17 protein-coding genes are annotated in these 22,114 nt (G+C 63.1%); 15 read left to right on the top strand and 2 right to left on the bottom strand.

Annotation, left to right across the window (positions count from 1 at the left end):
• Positions 1 to 9 precede the first annotated feature (9 nt).
• Positions 10 to 2,655 carry a pyruvate dehydrogenase (acetyl-transferring), homodimeric type gene (aceE, locus tag AC07VU_RS08610; RefSeq protein WP_007926801.1) on the bottom strand — a complete coding sequence of 882 codons (2,646 nt, stop codon included), beginning with the start codon at positions 2,653 to 2,655 and terminating at the stop codon, positions 10 to 12.
• Between the two features lie 381 nt (positions 2,656 to 3,036).
• Here aceE and glnE point away from each other — a divergent pair, with 381 nt between their 5' ends.
• From glnE to AC07VU_RS08535, 15 genes are all read left to right on the top strand, one after another.
• Positions 3,037 to 5,976, top strand: a complete 2,940-nt coding sequence (gene glnE, locus AC07VU_RS08605) for a bifunctional [glutamate--ammonia ligase]-adenylyl-L-tyrosine phosphorylase/[glutamate--ammonia-ligase] adenylyltransferase (RefSeq protein ID WP_274305335.1) — start codon at positions 3,037 to 3,039, stop codon at positions 5,974 to 5,976.
• A 140-nt stretch (positions 5,977 to 6,116) separates the two neighbouring features.
• Positions 6,117 to 7,151, top strand: a complete 1,035-nt coding sequence (gene waaF / locus AC07VU_RS08600) for a lipopolysaccharide heptosyltransferase II (protein ID WP_007926799.1) — start codon at positions 6,117 to 6,119, stop codon at positions 7,149 to 7,151.
• Positions 7,152 to 8,213, top strand: coding sequence for a lipopolysaccharide heptosyltransferase I (gene waaC, locus AC07VU_RS08595; RefSeq protein ID WP_085533580.1), 1,062 nt, complete (start codon positions 7,152 to 7,154; stop codon positions 8,211 to 8,213).
• Positions 8,213 to 9,334 (top strand): glycosyltransferase family 4 protein, encoded by a 1,122-nt coding sequence (locus tag AC07VU_RS08590; protein ID WP_457275499.1) that lies wholly within the window; start codon positions 8,213 to 8,215, stop codon positions 9,332 to 9,334. The genes waaC and AC07VU_RS08590 overlap by 1 nt, the downstream gene beginning before the upstream one ends.
• Positions 9,334 to 10,140 (top strand): lipopolysaccharide core heptose(I) kinase RfaP, encoded by an 807-nt coding sequence (gene rfaP, locus AC07VU_RS08585; protein ID WP_274305337.1) that lies wholly within the window; start codon positions 9,334 to 9,336, stop codon positions 10,138 to 10,140. Before AC07VU_RS08590 ends, rfaP begins: the two co-directional genes overlap by 1 nt.
• Complete coding sequence (locus tag AC07VU_RS08580; protein WP_007926795.1) at positions 10,140 to 10,874, top strand: lipopolysaccharide kinase InaA family protein; 735 nt, start codon at positions 10,140 to 10,142, stop codon at positions 10,872 to 10,874. The genes rfaP and AC07VU_RS08580 overlap by 1 nt, the downstream gene beginning before the upstream one ends.
• Positions 10,871 to 11,623, top strand: coding sequence for a lipopolysaccharide kinase InaA family protein (locus AC07VU_RS08575; protein ID WP_495029732.1), 753 nt, complete (start codon positions 10,871 to 10,873; stop codon positions 11,621 to 11,623). Before AC07VU_RS08580 ends, AC07VU_RS08575 begins: the two co-directional genes overlap by 4 nt.
• Complete coding sequence (locus AC07VU_RS08570) at positions 11,623 to 13,077, top strand: lipopolysaccharide kinase InaA family protein (protein ID WP_274305339.1); 1,455 nt, start codon at positions 11,623 to 11,625, stop codon at positions 13,075 to 13,077. The genes AC07VU_RS08575 and AC07VU_RS08570 overlap by 1 nt, the downstream gene beginning before the upstream one ends.
• A 169-nt stretch (positions 13,078 to 13,246) precedes the next feature.
• A complete protein-coding gene (locus AC07VU_RS08565; RefSeq protein ID WP_007922192.1) occupies positions 13,247 to 15,004 on the top strand; it encodes a carbamoyltransferase family protein in 1,758 nt (585 codons plus the stop codon).
• On the top strand, positions 14,988 to 16,118 hold the full coding sequence (locus AC07VU_RS08560; RefSeq protein WP_495029731.1) for a glycosyltransferase: 1,131 nt from the start codon (positions 14,988 to 14,990) through the stop codon (positions 16,116 to 16,118). The genes AC07VU_RS08565 and AC07VU_RS08560 overlap by 17 nt, the downstream gene beginning before the upstream one ends.
• Positions 16,118 to 17,014 (top strand): antimicrobial resistance protein Mig-14, encoded by an 897-nt coding sequence (locus AC07VU_RS08555; RefSeq protein ID WP_101336652.1) that lies wholly within the window; start codon positions 16,118 to 16,120, stop codon positions 17,012 to 17,014. The genes AC07VU_RS08560 and AC07VU_RS08555 overlap by 1 nt, the downstream gene beginning before the upstream one ends.
• Positions 17,011 to 18,417, top strand: coding sequence for a PIG-L deacetylase family protein (locus AC07VU_RS08550; protein WP_495029730.1), 1,407 nt, complete (start codon positions 17,011 to 17,013; stop codon positions 18,415 to 18,417). Before AC07VU_RS08555 ends, AC07VU_RS08550 begins: the two co-directional genes overlap by 4 nt.
• 84 nt (positions 18,418 to 18,501) lie before the next feature.
• Positions 18,502 to 19,458 (top strand): glycosyltransferase family protein, encoded by a 957-nt coding sequence (locus AC07VU_RS08545; RefSeq protein ID WP_495029729.1) that lies wholly within the window; start codon positions 18,502 to 18,504, stop codon positions 19,456 to 19,458.
• Between the two features lie 54 nt (positions 19,459 to 19,512).
• Entirely contained in the window at positions 19,513 to 20,274 is a 762-nt protein-coding gene (locus tag AC07VU_RS08540; RefSeq protein ID WP_007922174.1) for a glycosyltransferase family protein, read from the top strand.
• A 48-nt stretch (positions 20,275 to 20,322) separates the two neighbouring features.
• Entirely contained in the window at positions 20,323 to 21,426 is a 1,104-nt protein-coding gene (locus tag AC07VU_RS08535) for a glycosyltransferase (protein WP_277587718.1), read from the top strand.
• Here AC07VU_RS08535 and AC07VU_RS08530 read toward each other — a convergent pair.
• A complete protein-coding gene (locus AC07VU_RS08530) occupies positions 21,412 to 22,017 on the bottom strand; it encodes a BUD32 family EKC/KEOPS complex subunit (RefSeq protein WP_277587719.1) in 606 nt (201 codons plus the stop codon). The genes AC07VU_RS08535 and AC07VU_RS08530 overlap by 15 nt on opposite strands.
• Positions 22,018 to 22,114: the final 97 nt, after the last annotated feature.

Genomic DNA, 22,114 nt, shown 5'->3' with positions numbered 1-22,114 from the left:
AAAATCTCCTCAGCAGTCCAGTGGGTTGCGTTTTTCCGGGTTGATACCGAACTTGGTGATGGCCTCGGCCACGACCTTAGGTTCGATGTCACCACGGTCAGCCAAGGCTTCCAGGGCTGCCAACACCACGAAATGACGGTCGACTTCGAAGAAGTGACGCAGCTTCTTGCGGCTGTCACTGCGGCCGAAACCGTCGGTGCCCAGGACTTTGAATTCCTTGGACGGGACCCACTGACGAATCTGTTCGGCGAACAGCTTCATGTAGTCGGTAGAGGCGATGACCGGGCCCTTGCGGCCGCTCAGGCACTCTTCGACATAGCTCAGCTTAGGCTTCTGGCCCGGGTGCAGACGGTTGCTGCGCTCGACTGCCAGGCCATCGCGACGCAGTTCGTTGAAGCTGGTAACGCTCCAGACGTCCGCGCCCACGTTGAATTCTTCACGCAGGATCTTCGCCGCTTCACGGACTTCGCGCAGGATGGTGCCGGAGCCCATCAGCTGTACGTGGTGCGCCGCTTCGCGGGTGTCTTCCTCGAGCAGGTACATGCCCTTGATGATGCCTTCCTCTACACCGGCCGGCATGGCTGGCTGCTGGTAGGACTCGTTCATCACGGTGATGTAGTAGAAGACGTCCTGTTGCTCTTCGGTCATCTTCTTCATGCCGTCCTGGATGATCACCGCCAGCTCGTAGCCATAGGTCGGATCGAAGGTACGGCAGTTCGGGATGGTGCCCGCCAGCATGTGGCTGTGACCGTCTTCGTGCTGCAGGCCTTCACCGTTGAGGGTGGTACGGCCGGCGGTACCGCCGATCAGGAAGCCACGGGTACGGCTGTCGCCAGCGGCCCAGGCCAGGTCGCCGATACGCTGGAAGCCGAACATCGAATAGAAGATGTAGAACGGCAGCATCGGCTGGTTGTGGCTGGAGTACGAGGTACCGGCTGCAATGAAGGAGCTCATGGCGCCCGCTTCGTTGATGCCTTCCTCGAGGATCTGGCCCTTCTTGTCTTCGCGGTAGAACATCACCTGGTCTTTATCGACTGGCTCGTAGAGCTGGCCGACGGACGAGTAGATGCCCAACTGACGGAACATGCCTTCCATACCGAAGGTACGGGCTTCGTCCGGGATGATCGGCACGATGCGCTGGCCGATTTCCTTGTCCTTGACCAGTTGCGCGAGGATCCGCACGAAGGCCATGGTGGTGGAGATTTCACGGTCGCCCGAACCGTCGAGGATAGCCTTGAGGGTATCCAGTGGCGGGGTCGGGATGTTGAAGCTCTTGGCGCGACGCTGAGGCACGAAACCGCCCAGCGCGGCACGACGCTCGCTCAGGTAACGGGCTTCGGCACTGCCTTCTTCCGGCTTGAAGAACGGCAGGTTTTCGATTTCTTCGTCCTTGACCGGAATGTCGAAGCGGTCGCGGAACAACTTCAGGCTGTCGACATCGACTTTCTTGGTGTTGTGCGCGGTGTTCTTCGCTTCACCGGCGCCGGTGCCATAACCCTTGATGGTCTTGGCCAGGATGACGGTCGGTTGCTCTTTGTGGTTGACCGCCTCGTGGTAGGCCGCATAGACCTTGTACGGGTCGTGGCCGCCACGGTTGAGTTTCCAGATTTCGTCGTCGGACAGGTCTTCGACCATCGCCTTGAGTTCTGGCGTGTTGAAGAAGTGCTCACGCACGAAGGCGCCGTCTTTGGCCTTGTAGTTCTGGTACTCGCCGTCGATGACTTCGTCCATGCGGCGTTGCAGGATGCCGTCGGTGTCCTTGGCCAGCAGTGGGTCCCAGAAACGGCCCCAGATGACCTTGTTCACATTCCACTGGGCGCCACGGAACACGCCTTCGAGTTCCTGGATGATCTTGCCGTTGCCGCGAACCGGGCCGTCGAGGCGCTGCAGGTTGCAGTTGATGACGAAGATCAGGTTGTCCAGCTTCTCGCGGCCGGCCAGGGAGATCGCGCCCAGGGATTCCGGTTCGTCGCACTCGCCGTCGCCCATGAAGCACCAGACTTTCTGCTTGCCCGGCTGGATGAAACCGCGGGCTTCCAGGTACTTCATGAAGCGCGCCTGGTAGATCGCCTGGATCGGACCCAGACCCATGGAGACGGTCGGGAACTGCCAGAAATCAGGCATCAGCCATGGGTGCGGGTAGGAGGACAGGCCGTTGCCGTCCACTTCCTGACGGAAGTTGTTCATCTGGTCTTCGCTGATGCGGCCTTCCATGAAAGCGCGAGCGTAGACGCCAGGGGAGGCGTGGCCCTGGAAGTAGATCAGGTCGCCGCCATGTTCTTCGGTTGGCGCCTGGAAGAAGTAGTTGAAGCCGATGTCATACAGCGTCGCACTGGAAGCGAAGCTGGAGATGTGACCGCCCAGGTCAGAATCTTTCAGGTTCGTACGCATGACCATGGCCAACGCGTTCCAACGTACCAGCGAGCGAATGCGGCGTTCCATGAACAGGTCGCCAGGCATGCGTGCTTCGTGGGTGACGGGAATCGTGTTGCGGTACGGCGTGGTGATGGCGTAGGGCAGTTGCGAGCCGCTGCGGGTCGCGAGTTCGCCCATACGGGTCATCAGGTAGTGAGCACGGTCTTCGCCTTCTTTGTCGAGAACCGATTCCAGGGCGTCCAGCCATTCCTGGGTTTCGACGGGATCGAGGTCTTGCATGGCTTGCTCCAGGGCGGAAAGGCTTCCAGAATCGGTTGCCTGAGTTTGCGACTGGCCTTGTGGGCAGACGATAAAATTCTTGGATTGCCGGAGGTTGATACGGCGGCGTGTAGTTTTACTACAAATCGTCGGCCATTTCAGCCTTTCGAATGTATAGACGAGTAGTAAAACTACAGAAGATTGGCTTGTGGCCTCCTGCTGCGTTGTGAGAATAATCGTTACTGTTGGTCGATTTCCAACACCAATGGGTAAGAATTTGATGCTGGCTGCCAAAATAATAAAAAATTCAGCTATTTCTAACTTTTGTTCGACAGTCCTTCAAGGGCCGCGCCCGCAGAATTTGCCCCGACCGTCCCTTTCTACGCCGATCAAGGATAGCCCATGAGCCTGCCCGCGCTTGCCGAACTCCCAGCGACTCTCCTGCCTTTTGTCAGCCGTGCGGAGCAGTCGTTCCGTAGTGCCGTGTCGACCCTGGACGACGATCACGGGCTCGCCGCCTGGACCCCCGAGCGCTGGGCCGAGTTCGCCCGGGTGAGCGCCGCCAGCGACTTTTTCATTGAACAGAGCCTTCGTGACCCTTTGATGTTGCTGGAGCTGGTGCGCGGCGGCGAACTCGACCGCGGCTTCGGCCCAGGCGAGCTGTGCGCGCAGATCGCTGCGGCGGTGCAGCAGGCCACCAGCGAAGACGAGCTGGGGCGGGTGCTGCGGCGTCAGCGCAATCGTCATCAGGTGCGGATCATCTGGCGCGACCTGACGCGCCAGGCGGATCTGGTGCAGACCTGTCGCGACCTCTCGGACATGGCCGACGCCTGCATCGACCAGGCCTATCAATGGTTGTACCAGCGCCACTGCGAGCAGTTCGGTGTTCCTACCGGTCGACGCAGCGGCGAGCCGCAACAGATGGTCATCCTCGGCATGGGCAAGCTGGGCGCCGTCGAGCTGAACCTGTCGTCCGACATCGACCTGATCTTCGCCTACCCCGAAGGCGGGGAGACCGTGGGCGTGAAGCGTGCGCTGGATAACCAGGAGTTTTTCATCCGCCTGGGCCAGCGTCTGATCAAGGCGCTGGACCCGATGACCGTCGACGGCTTCGTGTTCCGCGTCGACATGCGCCTGCGGCCCTACGGTTCGGCGGGCGCCCTGGTGCTGAGCTTCAATGCACTGGAGCAGTACTACCAGGATCAGGGCCGCGACTGGGAGCGCTACGCGATGATCAAGGCGCGGGTGGTGGCGGGTGACCAGATCGCCGGCGCGCAGTTGCTCGACATGCTGCGGCCCTTTGTCTATCGGCGTTACCTGGACTTCTCGGCGATCGAAGCGCTGCGCACCATGAAGCAGCTGATCCAGCAGGAAGTGCGGCGCAAGGGCATGGCCGACAATATCAAGCTGGGCTCCGGCGGGATTCGTGAAGTCGAGTTCATCGCCCAGGCTTTCCAGCTGATCCACGGCGGGCGCGACCTGAGCCTGCAGCAGCGTCCTCTATTAAAGGTGCTGACCACCCTGGAGGGGCAGGGTTACCTGCCGCCCGCGGTGATCGCCGAGCTGCGTGAAGGTTACGAATTCCTGCGTTACACCGAACATGCGATCCAGGCGATCGCCGACCGGCAGACGCAGATGTTGCCGGACAATCCACAGGACCAGGCGCGTATTGCCTTCATGCTGGGTTTTGCCGACTGGGCGGCGTTCCATGAGCGGCTGATGTATTGGCGCGGTCGGGTGGAATGGCACTTCCGTCAGGTGATCGCCGACCCGGATGAAGACGAAGGCAGCGAATGCGAAGTGGTGGTCGGCGGTGAATGGCTGCCGTTGTGGGAAGAAGCCCAGGACGAAGAGGCTGCCTGCCGGCAGTTGCAGGAAGGCGGTTTCAATGACGCGCCCAAGGCACTCAGGGCGCTGGCCGGCCTGCGTGGCAGCCCGCAATTGCGAGCCATGCAGCGTTTGGGGCGCGAGCGTCTCGACGCTTTTATTCCCCGCCTGCTGGCCCAGGCGGTAGAGCATGCCGATCCGGACCTGGTGCTGGAGCGGGTGTTGCCGCTGGTCGAGGCGGTGGCGCGGCGTTCTGCCTACCTGGTGCTGCTCACCGAGAACCCTGGGGCCTTGCGCCGCTTGTTGACCCTGTGTGCTGCCAGCCCGTGGATCGCCGAACAGATCACCCGTTTCCCGCTGCTGCTCGATGAGTTGCTCAACGAAGGCCGGCTGTTCAAGCCGCCACTGGCGCCGGAGCTGGCCGCCGAGTTGCGCGAACGCCTGACGCGTATTCCCGAGGACGACCTGGAGCAGCAGATGGAGGCACTGCGCCACTTCAAGCTGGCTCACCGCCTGCGGGTGGCGGCCTCGGAAATCGCCGGCAGCCTGCCGTTGATGAAGGTCAGCGATTACCTGACCTGGCTGGCCGAGGCGATCCTCGAACAGGTGCTGGCCCTGGCCTGGCGCCAGACCGTGGCCAAATACGGCGCTCCGCAGCGCACCGATGGCAGCTTGTGCGATCCCGGCTTCATTATTGTCGGTTACGGGAAAGTCGGCGGCCTGGAACTCGGGCATGGTTCCGACCTGGATCTGGTGTTTATCCATGACGGCGATCCGCAGGCGGAAACCGATGGGCCGAAACCGATCGACGGCGCGCAGTTTTTCACCCGCCTGGGCCAGCGGATCATTCACCTGCTGACCACCCAGACCAACTCCGGCCAACTGTACGAAGTGGACATGCGTCTGCGGCCGTCCGGGGCGTCGGGCTTGCTGGTGAGTTCGCTGGGGGCTTTCGCCCGTTATCAGGAGAACGAGGCCTGGACCTGGGAGCATCAGGCGCTGGTGCGCGCCCGGGTGCTGGTGGGTAGCCAGGATGTCGGCCAGGCCTTCGAGAAAGTGCGGGCGGCGGTGCTGGGTCGTGCCCGTGACCTGCCCAAGTTGCAGCAGGAGGTCAGCGAGATGCGGGCCAAGATGCGCGACAACCTGGGGACCAGGGCGACGGCTGCCGGAACCGCGGCAAATGCCTTCGAGGCCACGGCGCCGTTCGACCTCAAGCAGGACGCCGGAGGTATCGTCGACATCGAATTTATGGTGCAATACGCGGCCCTGGCGTGGTCGCAAGAGCACCCGTCATTGCTGCGCTACACCGACAATATCCGCATTCTGGAAGGTCTGGAGGAAGTCGGGCTGATGCCCGCGACCGACGCCAGTCTGTTGCGCGAGGTCTATAAGGCCTACCGCTCTGCGGCTCACCGCCAGGCCTTGCAGAACGAGGCCGGGGTCATCGCCGGCGACCAGTTCGCCAGCGAGCGACGGGAGGTATTGCGGATTTGGCGCGAGCTGGGGCTAAGCTAGGCAGCGTGCGCTGCGTTGCCACAAATGTATCCGGCGAGCCCTGTTGCGGCTCGTCCACAATGAGCCGGCGGTGAATGCCGCAGGGCTGGATTCTCGAGGCGGGGAGGCGTAAGCCTCCCCGGTTCGTTTTTGGAAACCACATGAATATTCTGATCGTTGGGCCCAGTTGGGTCGGTGACATGGTGATGGCGCAGACACTCTTCCAGTGCCTGAAACAGCGCCATCCTCAATGCGAGATCGACGTGCTGGCCCCCGAGTGGAGCCGGCCGATCCTGGAGCGCATGCCGCAAGTGCGGCGGGCCTTGAGCTTCCCGCTCGGCCACGGCGTGCTGGAACTGGCGACTCGTCGGCGCATCGGCAAATCCCTGGTCGGCCAGTACGACCAGGCCATCCTGCTGCCCAACTCGCTGAAGTCGGCGCTGGTGCCGTTTTTTGCCGGCATCGCGCAACGCACCGGCTGGCGTGGCGAGTTCCGCTACGGCCTGCTCAACGACGTGCGCACGCTGGACAAAGAACGTTATCCGCTGATGATCGAGCGCTTCATGGCCCTGGCTTACGAGCCGGGCGCCGAGCTGCCCAAGCCGTATCCGCGTCCCGACCTGCAGATCGATCCGGCCAGCCGCGAAGCGGCGCTGGCCAAGTTCGGCCTGACCCTGGACCGCCCGGTGCTGGCGCTATGTCCGGGTGCCGAGTTCGGCGAAGCCAAGCGCTGGCCGTCCGAGCATTACGCCAAGGTTGCCGAGCTGAAGATCCGCGAGGGCTGGCAGGTCTGGCTGTTCGGCTCGAAGAACGATCACGTGGTCGGCGAAGACATTCGCGCCCGGCTGATTCCTGGGCTGCGCGAAGAGTCGGTCAACCTCTGCGGCGGCACCTCCCTGGCCGAGGCCATCGACCTGTTGTCCTGCGCCGATTCCGTGGTGTCCAACGACTCCGGGTTGATGCACGTGGCGGCGGCGCTGAATCGCCCGCTGGTGGCGGTGTACGGTTCGACGTCTCCGGGGTTCACCCCGCCGCTGGCCGACCAGGTCGAAGTCGTGCGCCTGGGCATCGAGTGCAGCCCGTGCTTCGATCGCACCTGCCGCTTTGGCCATTACAACTGCCTGCGCCAGCTGCTGCCCGACTCGGTGGACCAGGCCTTGCAGCGGTTGCAGGGCACCGCGGTCGAGGTTCGGTAAGTGCGGGTACTGTTGATCAAGACCTCTTCCCTGGGCGACGTGATTCATGCGCTGCCGGCGCTGACCGATGCGGCGCGGGCGATCCCGGGGATCAAGTTCGACTGGGTGGTGGAAGAGGGGTTCGCGGAAATCCCGACCTGGCACCCGGCTGTGGATAAAGTGATCCCGGTGGCGATTCGCCGCTGGCGCAAGAACATCTGGCAGACCATCAAGAGTGGCGAGTGGCGGCGCTTCAAGCAAAGCGTGCGTGCCACCAAGTACGATCTGGTGATCGACGCCCAGGGCTTGCTGAAAAGCGCCTGGCTGACGCGCTACGTCAAGGCGCCGGTGGCCGGCCTGGACAAGCAGTCGGCACGCGAACCCCTGGCGGCGCGTTTCTATTCGCGGCGACTGGCCGTCGCCCGCGGCCAGCATGCCGTGGAGCGAGTGCGCCAGCTGTTCGCCGTGGCGCTGGGGTATGACTTGCCCCAGGGCCTGGGCGATTACGGCCTGAACGTCGAGAAACTGGTGGAGTTGCCGCGGCCCAAGCCGTTCGTGGTGTTCCTGCACGGCACCACCTGGGACACCAAGCACTGGCCGGAAGCCTACTGGCGCGAGCTGGCCGAACGCATGGGCCAGCTGGGCGTCGAGGTCAGGCTGCCGTGGGGCAACCCGGCGGAGAAGGCCCGGGCCGAGCGTATTGCCCAGGGCCTGAGCAACGCCACGGTGCTGCCGAAGCTGAACCTGGCGGGCGTCGCCAGGGTGCTGGCGCAAGCCCAGGCCTGTGTCGCGGTGGATACCGGGCTTGGCCATCTCGCGGCGGCGCTGGATGTGCCGACCATTTCCCTGTTCGGTCCGACCAACCCGGGCCTGACCGGTGCCTATGGCAAGGCGCAGATCCATATGGCCAGCGACTTCCCCTGCGCGCCGTGCCTGCAGAAAAAATGCACCTATCAACCGACGGCTGAAGATCAGCGGCGGTTCGACCTGAAGCGCGAGTGGCCGCTGTGCTTCACGCGTCTGAATCCTGAGCGTGTCGCCAGCCGGCTGAGCAGGTTGTTACTGGCTGAGGAGCTGCGCTGATGCAATTGGCTTTTGTCCTTTATAAATACTTCCCGTTCGGCGGCCTGCAACGGGACTTCATGCGCATCGCCCTGGAGTGCCAGAAACGCGGGCACCAGATTCGCGTCTATACGCTGATCTGGGAAGGCGATGTGCCGCCGGGGTTCGAGGTGCTGGTGGCGCCGGTCAAGGCGTTCTTCAACCATCGTCGTAACGAGAAGCTCAGCGCCTGGATGGAGGCCGACCTGGCCAAGCGCCCGGTGGACCGCTTGATCGGCTTCAACAAGATGCCCGGCCTGGACGTGTACTACGCCGCCGACGGCTGCTTCGAAGACAAGGCGCAGAACCTGCGCCATTCGCTGTACCGCCGCTGGGGCCGCTACCGGCACTTCGCCGAATACGAACGCGCGGTGTTCGCCCGGGACGCCAAGACCGAAGTGCTGATGATTTCCGAGGTCCAGCAGCCGCTGTTCATCAAGCATTACGACACCCCGGTGGAGCGTTTCCACCTGCTGCCGCCAGGCATCGCCCAGGACCGTCGCGCGCCGGCCAACGCGGCCGAGATCCGCACCGAATTCCGTCGCGAGTTCGCCCTGAAAGACGATGACTTGCTGCTGGTGCAGATCGGCTCCGGGTTCAAGACCAAGGGCGTGGATCGTAGTCTCAAGGCCGTGGCCGCCTTGCCGCCGGAGCTGAAGAAACGCACCCGGCTATTTGTAATTGGCCAGGACGACCCCAAAGTATTCCAATTGCAGAGCGCGGCATTGGGCCTGGGCGAGCATGTGCAGTTCCTCAAGGGGCGCAGTGATATTCCGCGTTTCCTGTTGGGCGCCGATCTGTTGATCCACCCGGCGTACAACGAAAACACCGGCACCGTGTTGCTGGAGGCGCTGGTGGCCGGCTTGCCGGTGCTGGTCAGCGCGGTCTGCGGTTATGCCCATTACATCGCCGAGGCCGACAGCGGCCTGGTACTGGACGAGCCACTGGAGCAGGGACAGCTCAATCAATACCTGAACACCATGTTGACCGACGACGCTGCACGCGCGACCTGGAGCCGTAACGGCCTGGCGTTCGCCGAGACGGCCGACCTCTATAGCATGCCGCAGCACGCTGCGGATGTGATTCTGGCGGAGCAACACTGATGAAGTTGATTCTTGCCGAACCGTTCAAGACCCTTTGGGCCGGACGCGATGCGTTCGCCGAAGTCGAGCGTCTGGACGGCCAGGTCTACCGTGAACTGGAAGCCCGCCGTACCTTGCGTACCGAGGTGGCTGGCGAAGGGTTCTTCGTAAAGATTCACCGCGGTATCGGTTGGGGCGAGATCTTCAAGAACCTGCTCACCGTCAAGCTGCCGGTGCTCGGCGCGGGTCAGGAATGGCAGGCCATCCAACGCCTGCAGGAAGCCGGTGTGCCGACCATGACCGCCGTGGCCTATGGCGAGCGCGGCAGCAACCCGGCCAACCAGCATTCGTTCATCGTCACCGAGGAGCTGGCGCCGACCATCAGCCTCGAAGACTTCAGCATCGACTGGGTCAAGCAGCCGCCGCAGCCCAGGCTCAAGCGCGCGCTGATCGCTGAAGTGGCGCGCATGACCGGCATGATGCACCGCGCCGGGGTCAACCATCGCGACTGCTACATCTGTCACTTCCTGCTGCACACCGACAAGCCGGTGACGCCGGATGACTTCAAGCTCTCGGTGATCGACCTGCACCGCGCCCAGACCCGCCCGGCCATCACCCGGCGCTGGCGCGACAAGGACCTGGCGGCGCTGTATTTCTCGGCACTGGATATCGGCCTGACCCGGCGCGACAAGCTGCGCTTCCTCAAGGGGTATTTCCAACAGCCGTTGCGCCAGATCCTGAGCGACGAAGCGCCTCTGCTGGCCTGGCTGGAGGGCAAGGCCAGCAAGCTCTACGCACGCAAGCAGCGATACGGAGATGCGCTCTGATGGCGGGTTGGAACCTTGAACCTGGGTATCGGGAGCTGGCGCAGGACTTCGGCAGTCTGGATGCGGTCTTTGCCCTCGAGGGCGAACACCTGACCCGCGACCCGTTGTCGGAGGTCATCCGGGTCGAACGCAACGGCATCAACTATTACGTCAAGCGCTACACCGGTGCCGGCAAGAACCTGCGGCGCTATCTGGGCAAGCCGCGGGTCAAGTCCGAGTGGCAGAACCTCAAGCGTTTCGCCAAGTGGGGCATTCCCACTGCCGAGGTGGTGGCCTGGGGCCTGGAGCGCCGTGGCCTGGCGTACGACCGTGGGGCGATGATCACCCGCGAGCTGCCTCGCACCGAAGACCTGTCGGTCCTGGCCGAGCGCAACGACCCGCTGCTGGCCGATCGGGCCTGGGTGGACCGGGTCAGCCAGCAGCTGGCGCGCTACACGCGGATCATGCATGAGCATCGCTTCACCCATAACGACTTGAAGTGGCGCAACCTGCTGATCGACGATGAGGTCCGGCTGTACCTGATCGATTGCCCCAATGGCGATTTCTGGCGCGGTTTCTGGCTCAAGTACCGGATTACCAAGGACCTGGCGTGCCTGGACAAGGTGGCCAAGTATCATTTGTCCGCCACCCAGCGCCTGCGCTTCTATTTGCAGTACCGCCAGCGCACCCGGCTGAATGCCGCGGACAAGTGCCGCATCCGGCATGTGCTGAGATTTTTCGAGGGACGCGAATGACCGATTTCCTGGCGGCTCAGGACCGTGCGTTGCTGGAGCGCCACGGCCTCGACAGCTTCGACGCGTTGTGGGCCAAGCAACTTGAAGCGGTGGACGAGCCCAACACCGATGGTGGGGGCTGGAGCAGCGTGTATCGCCTTGACCTGGAAGGCCACGGCTACTACCTCAAGCGCCAGAGCAACTACCTGACGCGGACCCTGCACCGGCCGTTCGGCGAGCCGAGTTTCGCCCGTGAGTTTCGCAATATCAGCCGCTACCAGCAGCTGGGTATTCCGGCGCTGCAGGCGGCCTTCTTTGGCGAGCGCAAGGTGGCAGGCGAAACCCGGGCGATTCTGCTGACCCGGGCGCTGGATGGCTGGAACGACCTGGATTTGCTACTGCAACAATGGGCGCAGCTCAGCCCGGACCAGCACGCGGCGATCCTGCGGGCCTGTGGCCTGCTGGCGCGCCAGTTGCACGCGGTGCGCCAGGTGCACGGCTGCTTTTATCCCAAGCATATTTTCCTGCGGGCCACCGGCGACGGTTACCAGGCGCAATTGATCGACCTGGAAAAGACCCGTCCGCTGTTGTTCGGCCAGCGTGACCGGGTCAAGGACCTGGAGCCGCTGTTGCGTCGCGCCCCGGTCTGGAGTGAGAGCGATGTGCGCGCCTTGCTTGCGACCTATCTGGATCAGCCGCGGGACAGCTCGCTGGTCGATGCCTGGCTGAACCGCCTGAGTGCACGCCGCAGCCACAAGGAGACTCGTTGATGCGTCTGTCCGAACTTGAACGGGCCGGCCGCGGGCCAAGCCTGCCGTTGAGCCTGGAACTGGCCGACGCTGCCGGGCCGGCCACGCTGCAGTTGCTCAGCCTGTTGCGGGTGCTACCGGGGCAGCGCTACGTCGGCGCCGGTGTATGGCGCGGGCGTCCGGTGCTGGCCAAGTTACTGGTGGGCGCCAAGGCGGCGCGGCATTTCCAGCGTGAGCTGCAAGGCGTGCGCTTGCTTGAAGAGCAGGGCATGACCACACCGTTGCTGCTGGCAGACGGCCTGAAGGAAGGCGAGGGCGGCTGGCTGCTGTTCGAGTTCCTGGAAGGTTCCGAGAGCCTGGGCGATGCCTGGAAACAGGTGGAATCGTTGCCGGTGTTGGCCGATCAGCAGCAGGCGGTACTCGCCGAGGCTCTGGCCGCCATCGCCGAACTGCATGGCAAGGGCCTGTGGCAGGAAGACCTGCATCTGGACAACCTGCTGCGTCATCAGGGCAAGCTATACCTGATCGACGGCGCCGGGATCTGCGTGGAGCAGGCGGGCAAACCGCTGTCCCGACAGAAGGTCCTGGAAAACCTCGGGGTGTTTTTCGCCCAGTTGCCCAAGAGCCTGGAGCCCTTCACCGAAGAGCTGCTGGTGCATTACCTGCTGAACAATGCCGAGCATGCGTTGCCGCTGGAGGCCTTGCAGAAGCAGGTGGACAAGGTGCGCAGTTGGCGCTTGAAGGATTTCCTCAACAAGGTCGGTCGCGAGTGCACCCTGTTCAGCGTGCTGCGCGGGCCCTTCGCCTTGCGGGCGATTCGGCGCGAGGAAGAGGCGGCAATGCTACCGGTGCTGGAGCAGGCCGACGCGCTGCTGGACCGCGGGCACCTGTACAAGACCGGTGGCGCCGCCAGCGTCGGCCGGGTCGAAGTGGCGGGCCGCACCCTGGTGGTCAAGCGCTACAACATCAAGGGTTTTGCCCATTGGCTCAAGCGCTTCTGGCGTCCCAGCCGGGCCTGGCATTCATGGCAGGAGGGCAATCGCCTGGCATTCCTCGGCATCGCCACGCCCAAGCCGCTGGCCTTGCTGGAGAAGCGTTTTCTCTGGCTGCGCAGCCGGGCCTATCTGGTGACCGAATACCTGGCGGGGCCGGACATCATCGAACGCTTCGCGCCCTATATCGACAGCGGCGCGGCTCCGGAAGCGGAGTTGCAGGCGCTGGACCGGCTGTTTGCCGAGTTGATCCGCGAACGCATCAGCCATGGCGACTTCAAGGGGCACAACCTGTTCTGGCAAGAGGACCGCTGGGCGCTGATCGACCTGGACTCGATGTGCCAACACCACAGCCTCGGCAGCTTCGCCCCGGCCTACGCCCGCGACCGTGCGCGCTTCATGCGTAACTGGCCAGAAAGCAGCGCGCTGTATCAGGTCATCGACCAGCGCCTGCCTAAAACCGTCGAGTCGTCCCAGGGCTGAGGCCTGTAGCCGCTGCCGCGGCCTGCGGCATCGGCGACGAATCCCGAGGATCATCCCGCGGCAGGTTTACGCTATAATCCCGCCCTTTAGCTGTTTCTCGCCCGTGGCGGGGAGCACATTAATTCCAGGCGCACGTCGCCTGCATGCAGACTTAAGAGGCTAGACCCCTGTGGCATTGACGATTCTTGGCCTGTCCGGCGCCCTTAGCCATGATCCTTCCGCAGCGCTGTACATCGACGGCAAGCTGGTGGCGGCGGCTGAAGAAGAGCGCTTCGTACGCGATAAACATGCAAAGAACCGCATGCCCTACGAGTCGGCGAAGTTCTGTCTGGAACAGGCCGGCATCAAGCCTTCCGACGTTGACGTGGTGGCGATTCCGTTCGCCCCGATCAGCCTGTTCGGCAAGGCCCGCTGGCACTACGCCAAGCGTTACTGGTACGCCCCGGACCGCGCCCTCGACGCGATCCTGATGGGCAACCGCCGCTACAAGCGTTATCGCAACAAGATCGTCTGGTGCCTCGAGCAACTGGGCTTCGATCCGAAGAAGATCAAGATCGAGCCGGTCGAGCACCACCTGGCCCACGCTTCCAGCGCCTACCACTGCTCCGGCTTCAAGGAGAAAACCGCGATCCTCGGGATCGACGGCAAGGGCGAGTACGCCACGACTTTCTTCGGCTACGGCGAAAACGGCAAGATCCACAAGATCAAGGAATTCTTTGATCCGGACTCCCTCGGCGGCCTGTACGGCGCGATCACCGAGTTCCTCGGCTTCGAAATGCTCGATGGCGAGTTCAAGGTCATGGGCATGGCGCCGTACGGCGATGCCAGCAAGTACGATTTCTCCCGTCTGGCCAGCTTTGAAAACGGCGAACTGGTGATCAACACCGATTACGCCAACGTCATCGGCCTGCGCCGCTACAAAGAAAAGGGCAAGGGTTTCTACTTCTCGCCGAAACTGATCGAGTGGCTGGGTCCGAAGCGCGAAGGCGACATCGCCGACGAGCCGTACATCCACTACGCGGCCAGCATGCAGGCGCTGTTCGAGAAGCTGGCGCTGCAGATGATCGACCACTACCTGGGCGACATCCTCAAGGAAACCGGCAAGCTGGCCTTCGCCGGCGGCTGTGCGCTGAACGTCAAGCTGAACCAGAAGATCATCGCCCGTCCGGAAGTCAAAGAGCTGTTCGTGCAGCCGGCGTCCGGCGATGCCGGTACCGCGGTCGGTGCCGCGGCCTATGTTTCCCACGCTCGCGGCGTGCCGGTGGAGAAGATGGAACACGTCTATCTCGGCCCGTCCTACAGCAACGAAGACGTGATCGCCGCCTGTGCCCGCCACCCGAACAAGCCGGCCTGGCGCCAGATCGACAACACCCCCGAGCGTATCGCCAAGATCATGGTCGACGGCAACCCGGTGGCCTGGTTCCAGGGTCGCATGGAGTTCGGTCCGCGCGCCCTGGGCGGTCGTTCGATCATCGGTTGCCCGAGCGCTACCGGCGTGGCCGACCGCATCAACGAGCAGATCAAGTTTCGCGAGCGCTGGAGGCCTTTCTGCCCGTCGATGCTCGACACCGTCGGTCCGCAGATGATCAAGGTCGATCACCCGGCGCCATTCATGACCTTCACCTTCGAAGTGGCGGAAGAGTGGAAGACCCGTGTGCCGGAAGTGGTCCACGAAGACGGCACTTCCCGGGCCCAGGTGCTCAAGCGCGAATACAACCCGCGCTACTACGACATGATGAAGGCCCTGGAAGTCCTGACCGGCAACGGCGTGTCGCTGAACACCTCGCTCAACCGCCGTGGCGAGCCGATGATCTGCTCGCCGACCGACGCCCTGAACATGTTCTTCGGCTCCGATCTGCAGTACCTGATCATGGAAGACATCCTGGTAGTCAAAGACGGCGTGGATCCTTATGACACGCTCGGCTGAGCGCCACGTCCTGCAGTTCTGCCACGGCTATGACGGGCCGTTCCTGGACTGTGCCCGGCAATATGCCAGCCTGTTCGCGGGCAGCGGCTATCGCGTGACCACGGTGTTCCTCACCGGGGTTGCCGATGCCGAGGTGGCCGATGCCTGTGCCAGCGATGAAGTGCTGTTCATGGAATACAGCTCCAAGGCCATTCGTGGCCTGAAGCTGGGGGCGATACGCGACCTGCGCAAGATCGCCGCGTCGCGCAACTTCAGCTTCTGCATCGCCCACCGTTTCAAGCCGATCTACATTGCATTGCTGGGCACCGCGTTGCCGGTGATCGGCGTGCATCACGCGTTTGGCGATTACCAGCGCGGCAGTCGCCGCCTGTTCGCCAACCTGTTCCGCAAGCGCCTGAGCCTGCTCGGCGTGTCCGACGCGGTGCGCGATGACATGCGCAGTTGCCTGCCACAATGGCCGGCGGCGCGGATCCAGACGCTGTACAACCGGATCGACGTCGAAGCCTTGCAGGCTACCCAACTGTCCAAGGCCCAAGCGCGCCAGGAGCTGGGGCTGTCGCCTTCCGCCTGGATCGTCGGCAATGTCGGGCGTCTGCACCCGGACAAGGACCAGACCACCCTGCTGCGCGGGTTTGCCGCGGCATTGCCGGGGCTGCCTCGGGAAAGCCAGCTGGCGATTCTCGGTAGCGGGCGTCTGGAGCAGAACCTCAAGGACCTTTCCCGCGAGCTGGGCATTGCCGACCGCGTGCTGTTCCTCGGCCAGGTCACAGAAGCCCGGCGTTATTTCCGTGCTTTCGATGCCTTTGCCCTGAGCTCCGACCACGAGCCATTCGGCATGGTGCTGCTGGAGGCCATGGCCGCTGGCGTGCCTTTGCTGGCGACGGCCTGTGGCGGGGCCAAGGAAGTGGTCGAAGGCGTCGGCATCCTGTTCCCGCTGGGCGATGCCGAGCATATGGCCCAGGGCCTGCAACACCTGGCCGGGATGGATGAGAACCAGCGCTTGCTGTGCGCCGAGCTGATGTTCGAGCGCCTGCGCGAGCGCTTCTCCGACCGTGCTGTACGCGACGCCTTCTGGCGTCTGCCGCAAGTTACCGATCTGACCGCGAGGCCCTGATGCTCAATCGATTCCAAGGCTGGCGCGAGCGTGGCTGGTCGGTCGTCGACGCCTCGACTTATGCCGCCGCCTGGCAGCGTTTTGGCGGCAGCGTCGCCACCCACCCGCTGGTGGTGGAGCGCCTGGCGAACCTGGCGGGCATCCCGGTCCGCTACCTGGCCTGGGAACAGGCCGGTGAACTGCGGGCGGCGATCCCGACCTGGGGGCGCGACCTGGCGCTGTCCAAGGACGTGCTCAAGCGCCGTGGCAAGAAAGGCCTGTTCGACCTGGGCAACGCCGAGCTGATTCTGCCGGCGGCGCCTGAGACCCAAGCCCCGCTGCGTCATCGCGGTCGTTATCTGTCGGCCTTGAACCAGGGCCGGTTCAGCACCCTCAAGCTCCAGGCCGAGCAATTGGCCATGGCCCGCACACCTGAAGAGCTGTCGAAGAAGTTCCGCTACAACCAGCGCCGCGAACTGCGCCTGCTGGAAGAGGCGGGCGGCGTGGTGCGCCCGGTCAGCGAGTTCTCCAGCCAGGAGCTGGCGGCCATCTACTGCGATCTGTTCCAGCGGCGCTGGGGGTTCCCGGCCACCGGTGCCGAGCGCATGGCCGAAGTCATCGAGTTGCTGCGCGAGCTGCTGATCGGCTCGGTGATTTTCCTCAACGATGCGCCGATCGCCATTCAGCTGGTGTACCGGGTCGAAGCGCCGGAGTGGATCAGCGTCGAATACATCAACGGTGGCGTCGATCCTGAAACCCGCGAGTTCAGCCCCGGCAGCGTGTTGAGTTTCCTCAATACGCAAAGCGCCTGGGAGCAGGCGCGGGCCATCGACAAGCCGCTGCGTTTCTCCTTCGGTCGCGCCGATCGCGAATACAAGGATCGCTGGTGCAACCCCGTTCCGGTGTTCACGGTATGAATCAGCCGCAGAGTCGCAAGCAACAGTTGCTCAAACGCCATCGCCGGCAGAAGCGCCTGGGCCTGCTGATCGGCCTGCTGGTGCTGGTGGCCGTGGGTGTGCTGGTGGCCTGGTGGCTGCCGCTGCTGCTCGCGGTGCTGGCCTGGGTGGCCCATGAGGCCTGGTTTGCCGACCACCTGTTTTATTCGCCCCGGGACGATTATCAGTACAGCTTTCCGTTCGGCACCGAGCAGCCCAAGGTCCACCTGGACCAGCAGCGCTTGGTGCTGGACCAGGCGATCGACCTGGCGGGGGACGAAACCCTGATCCTCGCGGTAAAGGTCAGCAGCAGCTGGCTGGGGCGCTTTTTCGATCCTTGCGTCTCCTTGGCGGGGCAGGATCGACAGACGTTCGAGCGTGGCGTGAACGGCCTGCGTTATCTCAATCTCAGTGGGCTGGCGCGACCTCTGGCCAGCGGCGAGCTGCAATTGCGCGGGCGTTTCTGCCGGGTGCACGGCGAGCCGCTGTTGTCGGTGTTCCGCGAGCCGGACTATCGCCACCAGCGGGTGATGGTCATCGCCCCCCACGCCGACGATGCCGAACTGGCTGCTTTCGGTCTGTACAGCCAGGCTGACGAAGCCTGGCTCGTCACGTTGACCGCGGGCGAGATCGAGGCCGAGCATTACCGGCAGATGGGCATGAACGCTGCGGATGCGGCGCGGATCAAGGGTCGGCTGCGGGCCTGGGACAGCATTGCGGTGCCGCGTTGGGCCGGGGTCGCCGAGGAACGTTGTGTGCAGCTGGGGTATTTCTGCCTGCAACTGCCGGCCATGCAGGCGGCGCCGAACCGGCCTGTGGCGTCCCGCGAGGCCGAACTGTCGGATATCCGCCTGTTCCGCCAGTTCAACCCGTTCCCGTTGCCGGCGGATGCCGATGGCGCGCCGACCTGGAACAATCTCTTGGCCGACCTGCGGGCGCTGCTGCTCAAGGCTCGCCCCGAGGTGATAGTGCTGCCGCATCCGACCCTCGATCCGCACCCGGACCACATCTGCGCCCAGCAGGCGGTATTGGAAGCGTTGCAGGGGCTGGAGTGGCAGCCGACCACCTTGCTCGGTTATGCCAACCATTTGCATGACAACGACCGCTGGCCGATGGGCGATTCAGGGGCGGGCATTGCCCTGCCGCCGGTGTTCGATCCGGCCCAGGTGCTCAGGCCTTGCAGCTTGCAGCTATCGATCGAGCAGCAACGGGACAAGGCGATGGCCCTGGGCATGATGCACGACCTGCAGCCGCGAGCGCCGTTCAAGCGCAGGCTGCGTCGGGTCTTGCAGCGTGTATTGGCCGGTCGCGCCGGTTCGCTTTATGGCGAGAACGAGTTTTTCCGCAAGGCGGTACGCCGGCATGAGCTGTTCTGGCGTTTGTAAATTGATATTGCATGACACCCTTTTGCCTGTCGGCCAGGGTAGTTTCGCTCTTTTGTCGGGTTGCTCACGGCTGCAAGGAAGATGATGAAGGTTCTATTTCTGGTGCAGAAAGAACAGCGGGCCATTCTGGACCGCCTGTACGAAGGCGTTGCCGCCCATTGCGAATGCGACCTGCGGTGGTTGAGCAGCGACGAGCAGCGCAACCTGCGTGGCTATTTCCGCCGTGAGGTGGATGTATCGCGCTACGATCGCATCGTGTTCTTCCTGCGTTTCAAGCAGGAAATTCGCCAAGTGAGCTTCATCCGCAGCATTCCCAACCTGGTGATCCTCGAGCACGACGCCTACCAGAACTACATCCCCTGCAAGTACACCGGCAAGTTCAGCGCGCACTACCGCCGCCTGCCGTGGGCACGGGTGATCAGCTCGGGGTTCATGGTCAGCGAGCGCTTGCGCGAGGAAGGTTTCGACGCGGTATTCGTGCCCAAGGGCTACGACCAGACCCTGCTGCAGGATCAGGGGCGCGAGCGGGATATCGAGCTGGCATTCGTCGGCAGCACCAACAGCGTGGCCTACAGCGGGCGCAAGGCGCTGCTCGATGAGCTCGGCCAGGTCGAACCCTTGGTGGTGACGCGGACCAAGTCGGGCGAAGAGTATTGCGACACGCTCAACCGTATCCGCTTTTTCGTCAGTGCCGACGTCGGCATGGGCGAATACATGATCAAGAATTTCGAGGCCATGGCCTGTGGCTGTGTGTTGCTGGCATTCGACCAGGGCGAGGCGGAAAACCGCGCGCTGGGTTTGCAGGACCTGCACAACGTGGTCTTTTATCAGAACATCCCGCAATTGCAGGAGAAGCTCGCCATGTTGCGCGCCGATCCGGTCCTGGCGCAGAGCATCGCGCGAAACGGACGCGATCTGGCGGTCTCTCGGTTCAGCTTCGCCCGTATCGGTCAGCGTATCGTCGAGGAACTCCAGCCCGCATTGCGGCCTCGTGCACCCTTGAGCTTTATCGAGCGCGTACGCTCGAAACTGGGTGTTTGACAGCGGTCACCGAGCCCTTAATAGTGATCGCACTTTGTCGTAGGTGAGAATCAAGTGCAGTTTAGTCAAGAGAGTGACATCACGTTGGTGGTCACCAGTTGCGGTCGCTTGGACCTGCTCAAGCTCACGCTGGAGAGTTTCGATCGCTTCAACAGTGCGCCGATCCGCGAAGTCTTCATCACCGAAGATGCTGGCGACGAGCGGGTGCGCACGGCTGTGCCCGCCCACTGGAAAGATCACTGTACCTTCTTCGTCAACCGGCCGAAGCTCGGGCAGTTGGCGTCGATCGACCTGGCCTACGAGCAGGTCAAAACCCCCTACATCTTCCATTGCGAAGACGATTGGGAGTTCTACCGCCCGGGTTTTGTCGAGGATTCGAAAGCGATTCTCGAGCAACGCCAGGACATTCTGCAGGTCTGGTTGCGCAGTTATGCCCACGACCTGCGAGTCCATAGTCCCTACATCCACTTGGGTGCCCGCGAGTTGATCGGTGGTGTGCCCTGTTATCCGCTGATCTCCGACAAACCTGAGTGGCAGAGCTTTTCCCTGAACCCGGGCTTGCGCCGGATGGCAGAGTATCGACTGTGCGCGCCTTTCGCCGGGCACGGAGGCGAGAAAGCGCTGTCCAAGCGCTATGCTGAGCTGAACCTGACAGCTGTCAGCCTGGAAGGCGACGCGGTGCTGCATACAGGCTTCGGTCTGCATGTGGAGACTGCCGCCGAGCGGCAGCGTAAGGCTCGGCGCAGTCGTCGCGAGCAAATCAAGCTTGTTTTAGTCCTGTTGGTTGGAGTCGGTATTGGCTGGTTTATCAATTAGTTCTACCGGTTTCACTTTCCCGAATACCGCGAAAGGGCTATGTGCCCAATGAGCATTCTCAACATCATGTGGGCAGGCGGCAGTGCATTTGCCTCCGTTCACAAGGTTCACCAGCAGATCCTCTCTCAGGCCGAGCCAGGCACTGTGGTCAAGACCTGGCTGCTGCAAGGCTCGTCCACCGGATGCGTTGCCGAAGTGGGGGAATGCCGGGAGTGGAACCTGTCGTCGGCGCGGGTGAAGGGCAAGCATTTCTGGCGCTTGCTCAAACCCTGGCTGCGGGCGAGTTTTCGCAAGGCGTTGCAGGAGAGCGATGCCCAGGTGCTGCTGCTCGATGGCCTGGGGGTGGCGCGTACCTTGTTGCCGGTCCTCAAGTCATTGCCGCACATGCGTGCGGTGGTGGTGATCCACGGCTCCACGCGCTTGCACCGCAAGGATCAACAGCTGTTCCGGCAGTTCCCCGCTTCGCAGCTGACTCTCGCGGCTGTTTCGCAGACCCTGGCTTCATCCCTCGAAGACGATTTGCAGATGCCGGTGACGGCCTTGCGCAGCGCGTTCAATCCGCACGAGTTCAACGCAAGGCTGCTACCGCGTGCCGAGGCCCGGGCAACCCTCGGCCTGCCCGCAGGCGATGCTCCGGTATTCGGCGCGGTCGGGCGTCTGGTGGACGATAAGGGTTTTGCGTGCCTGTTGGAGGCCTTTGCCAAGGCCCTGGCGAGCCGGCCGGAGATGCGTCTGGTGATTATTGGCGAGGGTTCGAATCGCGCAGCGCTTGAGGCCCGCATCAACCGGCTGGGCCTGCAAGACAAGGTTTCGCTGCCTGGGCATCTGAAGCATGCGGCGATGCTTTACAAGGCATTCGACTGGGTGGCCATCCCGTCGTTGGACGAGGGCCTGGGGCTGATCCTGCAGGAAGCGGTGATGTCCGGTGTACCGGTGCTGACCAGCGATTTGCCCGTCTTTCGTGAGCAGTTGGCTGCAACCGGGCGTTATGCGCCGGTGAATGACATCGACGCCTGGCAGGAGGCGATTCTTCAGGCCCTCGGCCTGCCCGCCCAGAGCATCGCGGCGGATCAGTACGCTGCTCTGGCCCCCGATATGGCCTGGCAGCGCTTCAGCCAGGCAGCCACTACCCTGCTGTCATGCCGAAAGTAGGGCCTGTTCCAGCGCTTGTATCGGAAAGCTCCCGTTCAGCTTCTCCCGGGCAATATAGCGGGCGAAGTGTTGCAGGTTGCGTTTGACCAGATGGCGCGGCAATGGCCCGCGGAAGAAGCGCATGTCGGCCACGTCGATCAGGCCGAAGCGGTTATCCGGGGTGATGACGATATTGCCCAGGTGCAGCGAGCGAAAGTAGATCCCCGAGGTGTGCAGGCTACGAATCAGCTCGACCAGGGACGGCAAGGTCTGTTGCCAGTCGAAGCCTTCCTTGCTGGCGACCTGGCGCAGGGTTTCGCCTGGCAGCGGTCGGTAAAGCACCGCGGTCATGCCGGGTTGTTCCAGGCGGTAGAAGGCCAGAACCTGCAGCGTGGGAACGCCGAGTTGTTCCAGGCGGGCGGCGTTGTCGATGAAACGCTTCGAATAGGGCCGAAACAGGGCGGATGAAAAAAGACGCTTGCGCCGGAACAGTTTCAGAATATTCCCATCCTGCAACAGGTAGACTTTCGGGCCGTAACTGTCGGCCTCCAGAATTCTGGCGCCTTCAATCATCTGATTCAAAGTGGCTTGGGGAAGCCGGGAGCATTGCATCGTAGGAAGCCTTGTCGAAGTGGCGGGCACAGTGACGGGCAATGATGCCGAAAAGTTGTTGTTTTAACCATGCCGGGTTGGCTGGGTGATCCATTTA

It is taken from the genome of Pseudomonas sp. GW821-FHT02B10 (assembly GCF_059421865.1).
This window is presented reverse-complemented; position numbering and strand designations above follow the sequence as displayed.

Excerpts from the sequence above, each read along its gene's own strand:
- aceE (WP_007926801.1), bottom strand. The coding sequence starts at position 2,655 with ATGCAAGACCTCGATCCCGTCGAAACCCAGGAATGGCTGGACGCCCTG.
- glnE (WP_274305335.1), top strand. The coding sequence starts at position 3,037 with ATGAGCCTGCCCGCGCTTGCCGAACTCCCAGCGACTCTCCTGCCTTTT.
- waaF (WP_007926799.1), top strand. The coding sequence starts at position 6,117 with ATGAATATTCTGATCGTTGGGCCCAGTTGGGTCGGTGACATGGTGATG.
- AC07VU_RS08590 (WP_457275499.1), top strand. The coding sequence starts at position 8,213 with ATGCAATTGGCTTTTGTCCTTTATAAATACTTCCCGTTCGGCGGCCTG.
- rfaP (WP_274305337.1), top strand. The coding sequence starts at position 9,334 with ATGAAGTTGATTCTTGCCGAACCGTTCAAGACCCTTTGGGCCGGACGC.
- AC07VU_RS08580 (WP_007926795.1), top strand. The coding sequence starts at position 10,140 with ATGGCGGGTTGGAACCTTGAACCTGGGTATCGGGAGCTGGCGCAGGAC.
- AC07VU_RS08575 (WP_495029732.1), top strand. The coding sequence starts at position 10,871 with ATGACCGATTTCCTGGCGGCTCAGGACCGTGCGTTGCTGGAGCGCCAC.
- AC07VU_RS08570 (WP_274305339.1), top strand. The coding sequence starts at position 11,623 with ATGCGTCTGTCCGAACTTGAACGGGCCGGCCGCGGGCCAAGCCTGCCG.
- AC07VU_RS08560 (WP_495029731.1), top strand. The coding sequence starts at position 14,988 with ATGACACGCTCGGCTGAGCGCCACGTCCTGCAGTTCTGCCACGGCTAT.
- AC07VU_RS08555 (WP_101336652.1), top strand. The coding sequence starts at position 16,118 with ATGCTCAATCGATTCCAAGGCTGGCGCGAGCGTGGCTGGTCGGTCGTC.
- AC07VU_RS08550 (WP_495029730.1), top strand. The coding sequence starts at position 17,011 with ATGAATCAGCCGCAGAGTCGCAAGCAACAGTTGCTCAAACGCCATCGC.
- AC07VU_RS08545 (WP_495029729.1), top strand. The coding sequence starts at position 18,502 with ATGAAGGTTCTATTTCTGGTGCAGAAAGAACAGCGGGCCATTCTGGAC.
- AC07VU_RS08535 (WP_277587718.1), top strand. The coding sequence starts at position 20,323 with ATGAGCATTCTCAACATCATGTGGGCAGGCGGCAGTGCATTTGCCTCC.
- AC07VU_RS08530 (WP_277587719.1), bottom strand. The coding sequence starts at position 22,017 with ATGCAATGCTCCCGGCTTCCCCAAGCCACTTTGAATCAGATGATTGAA.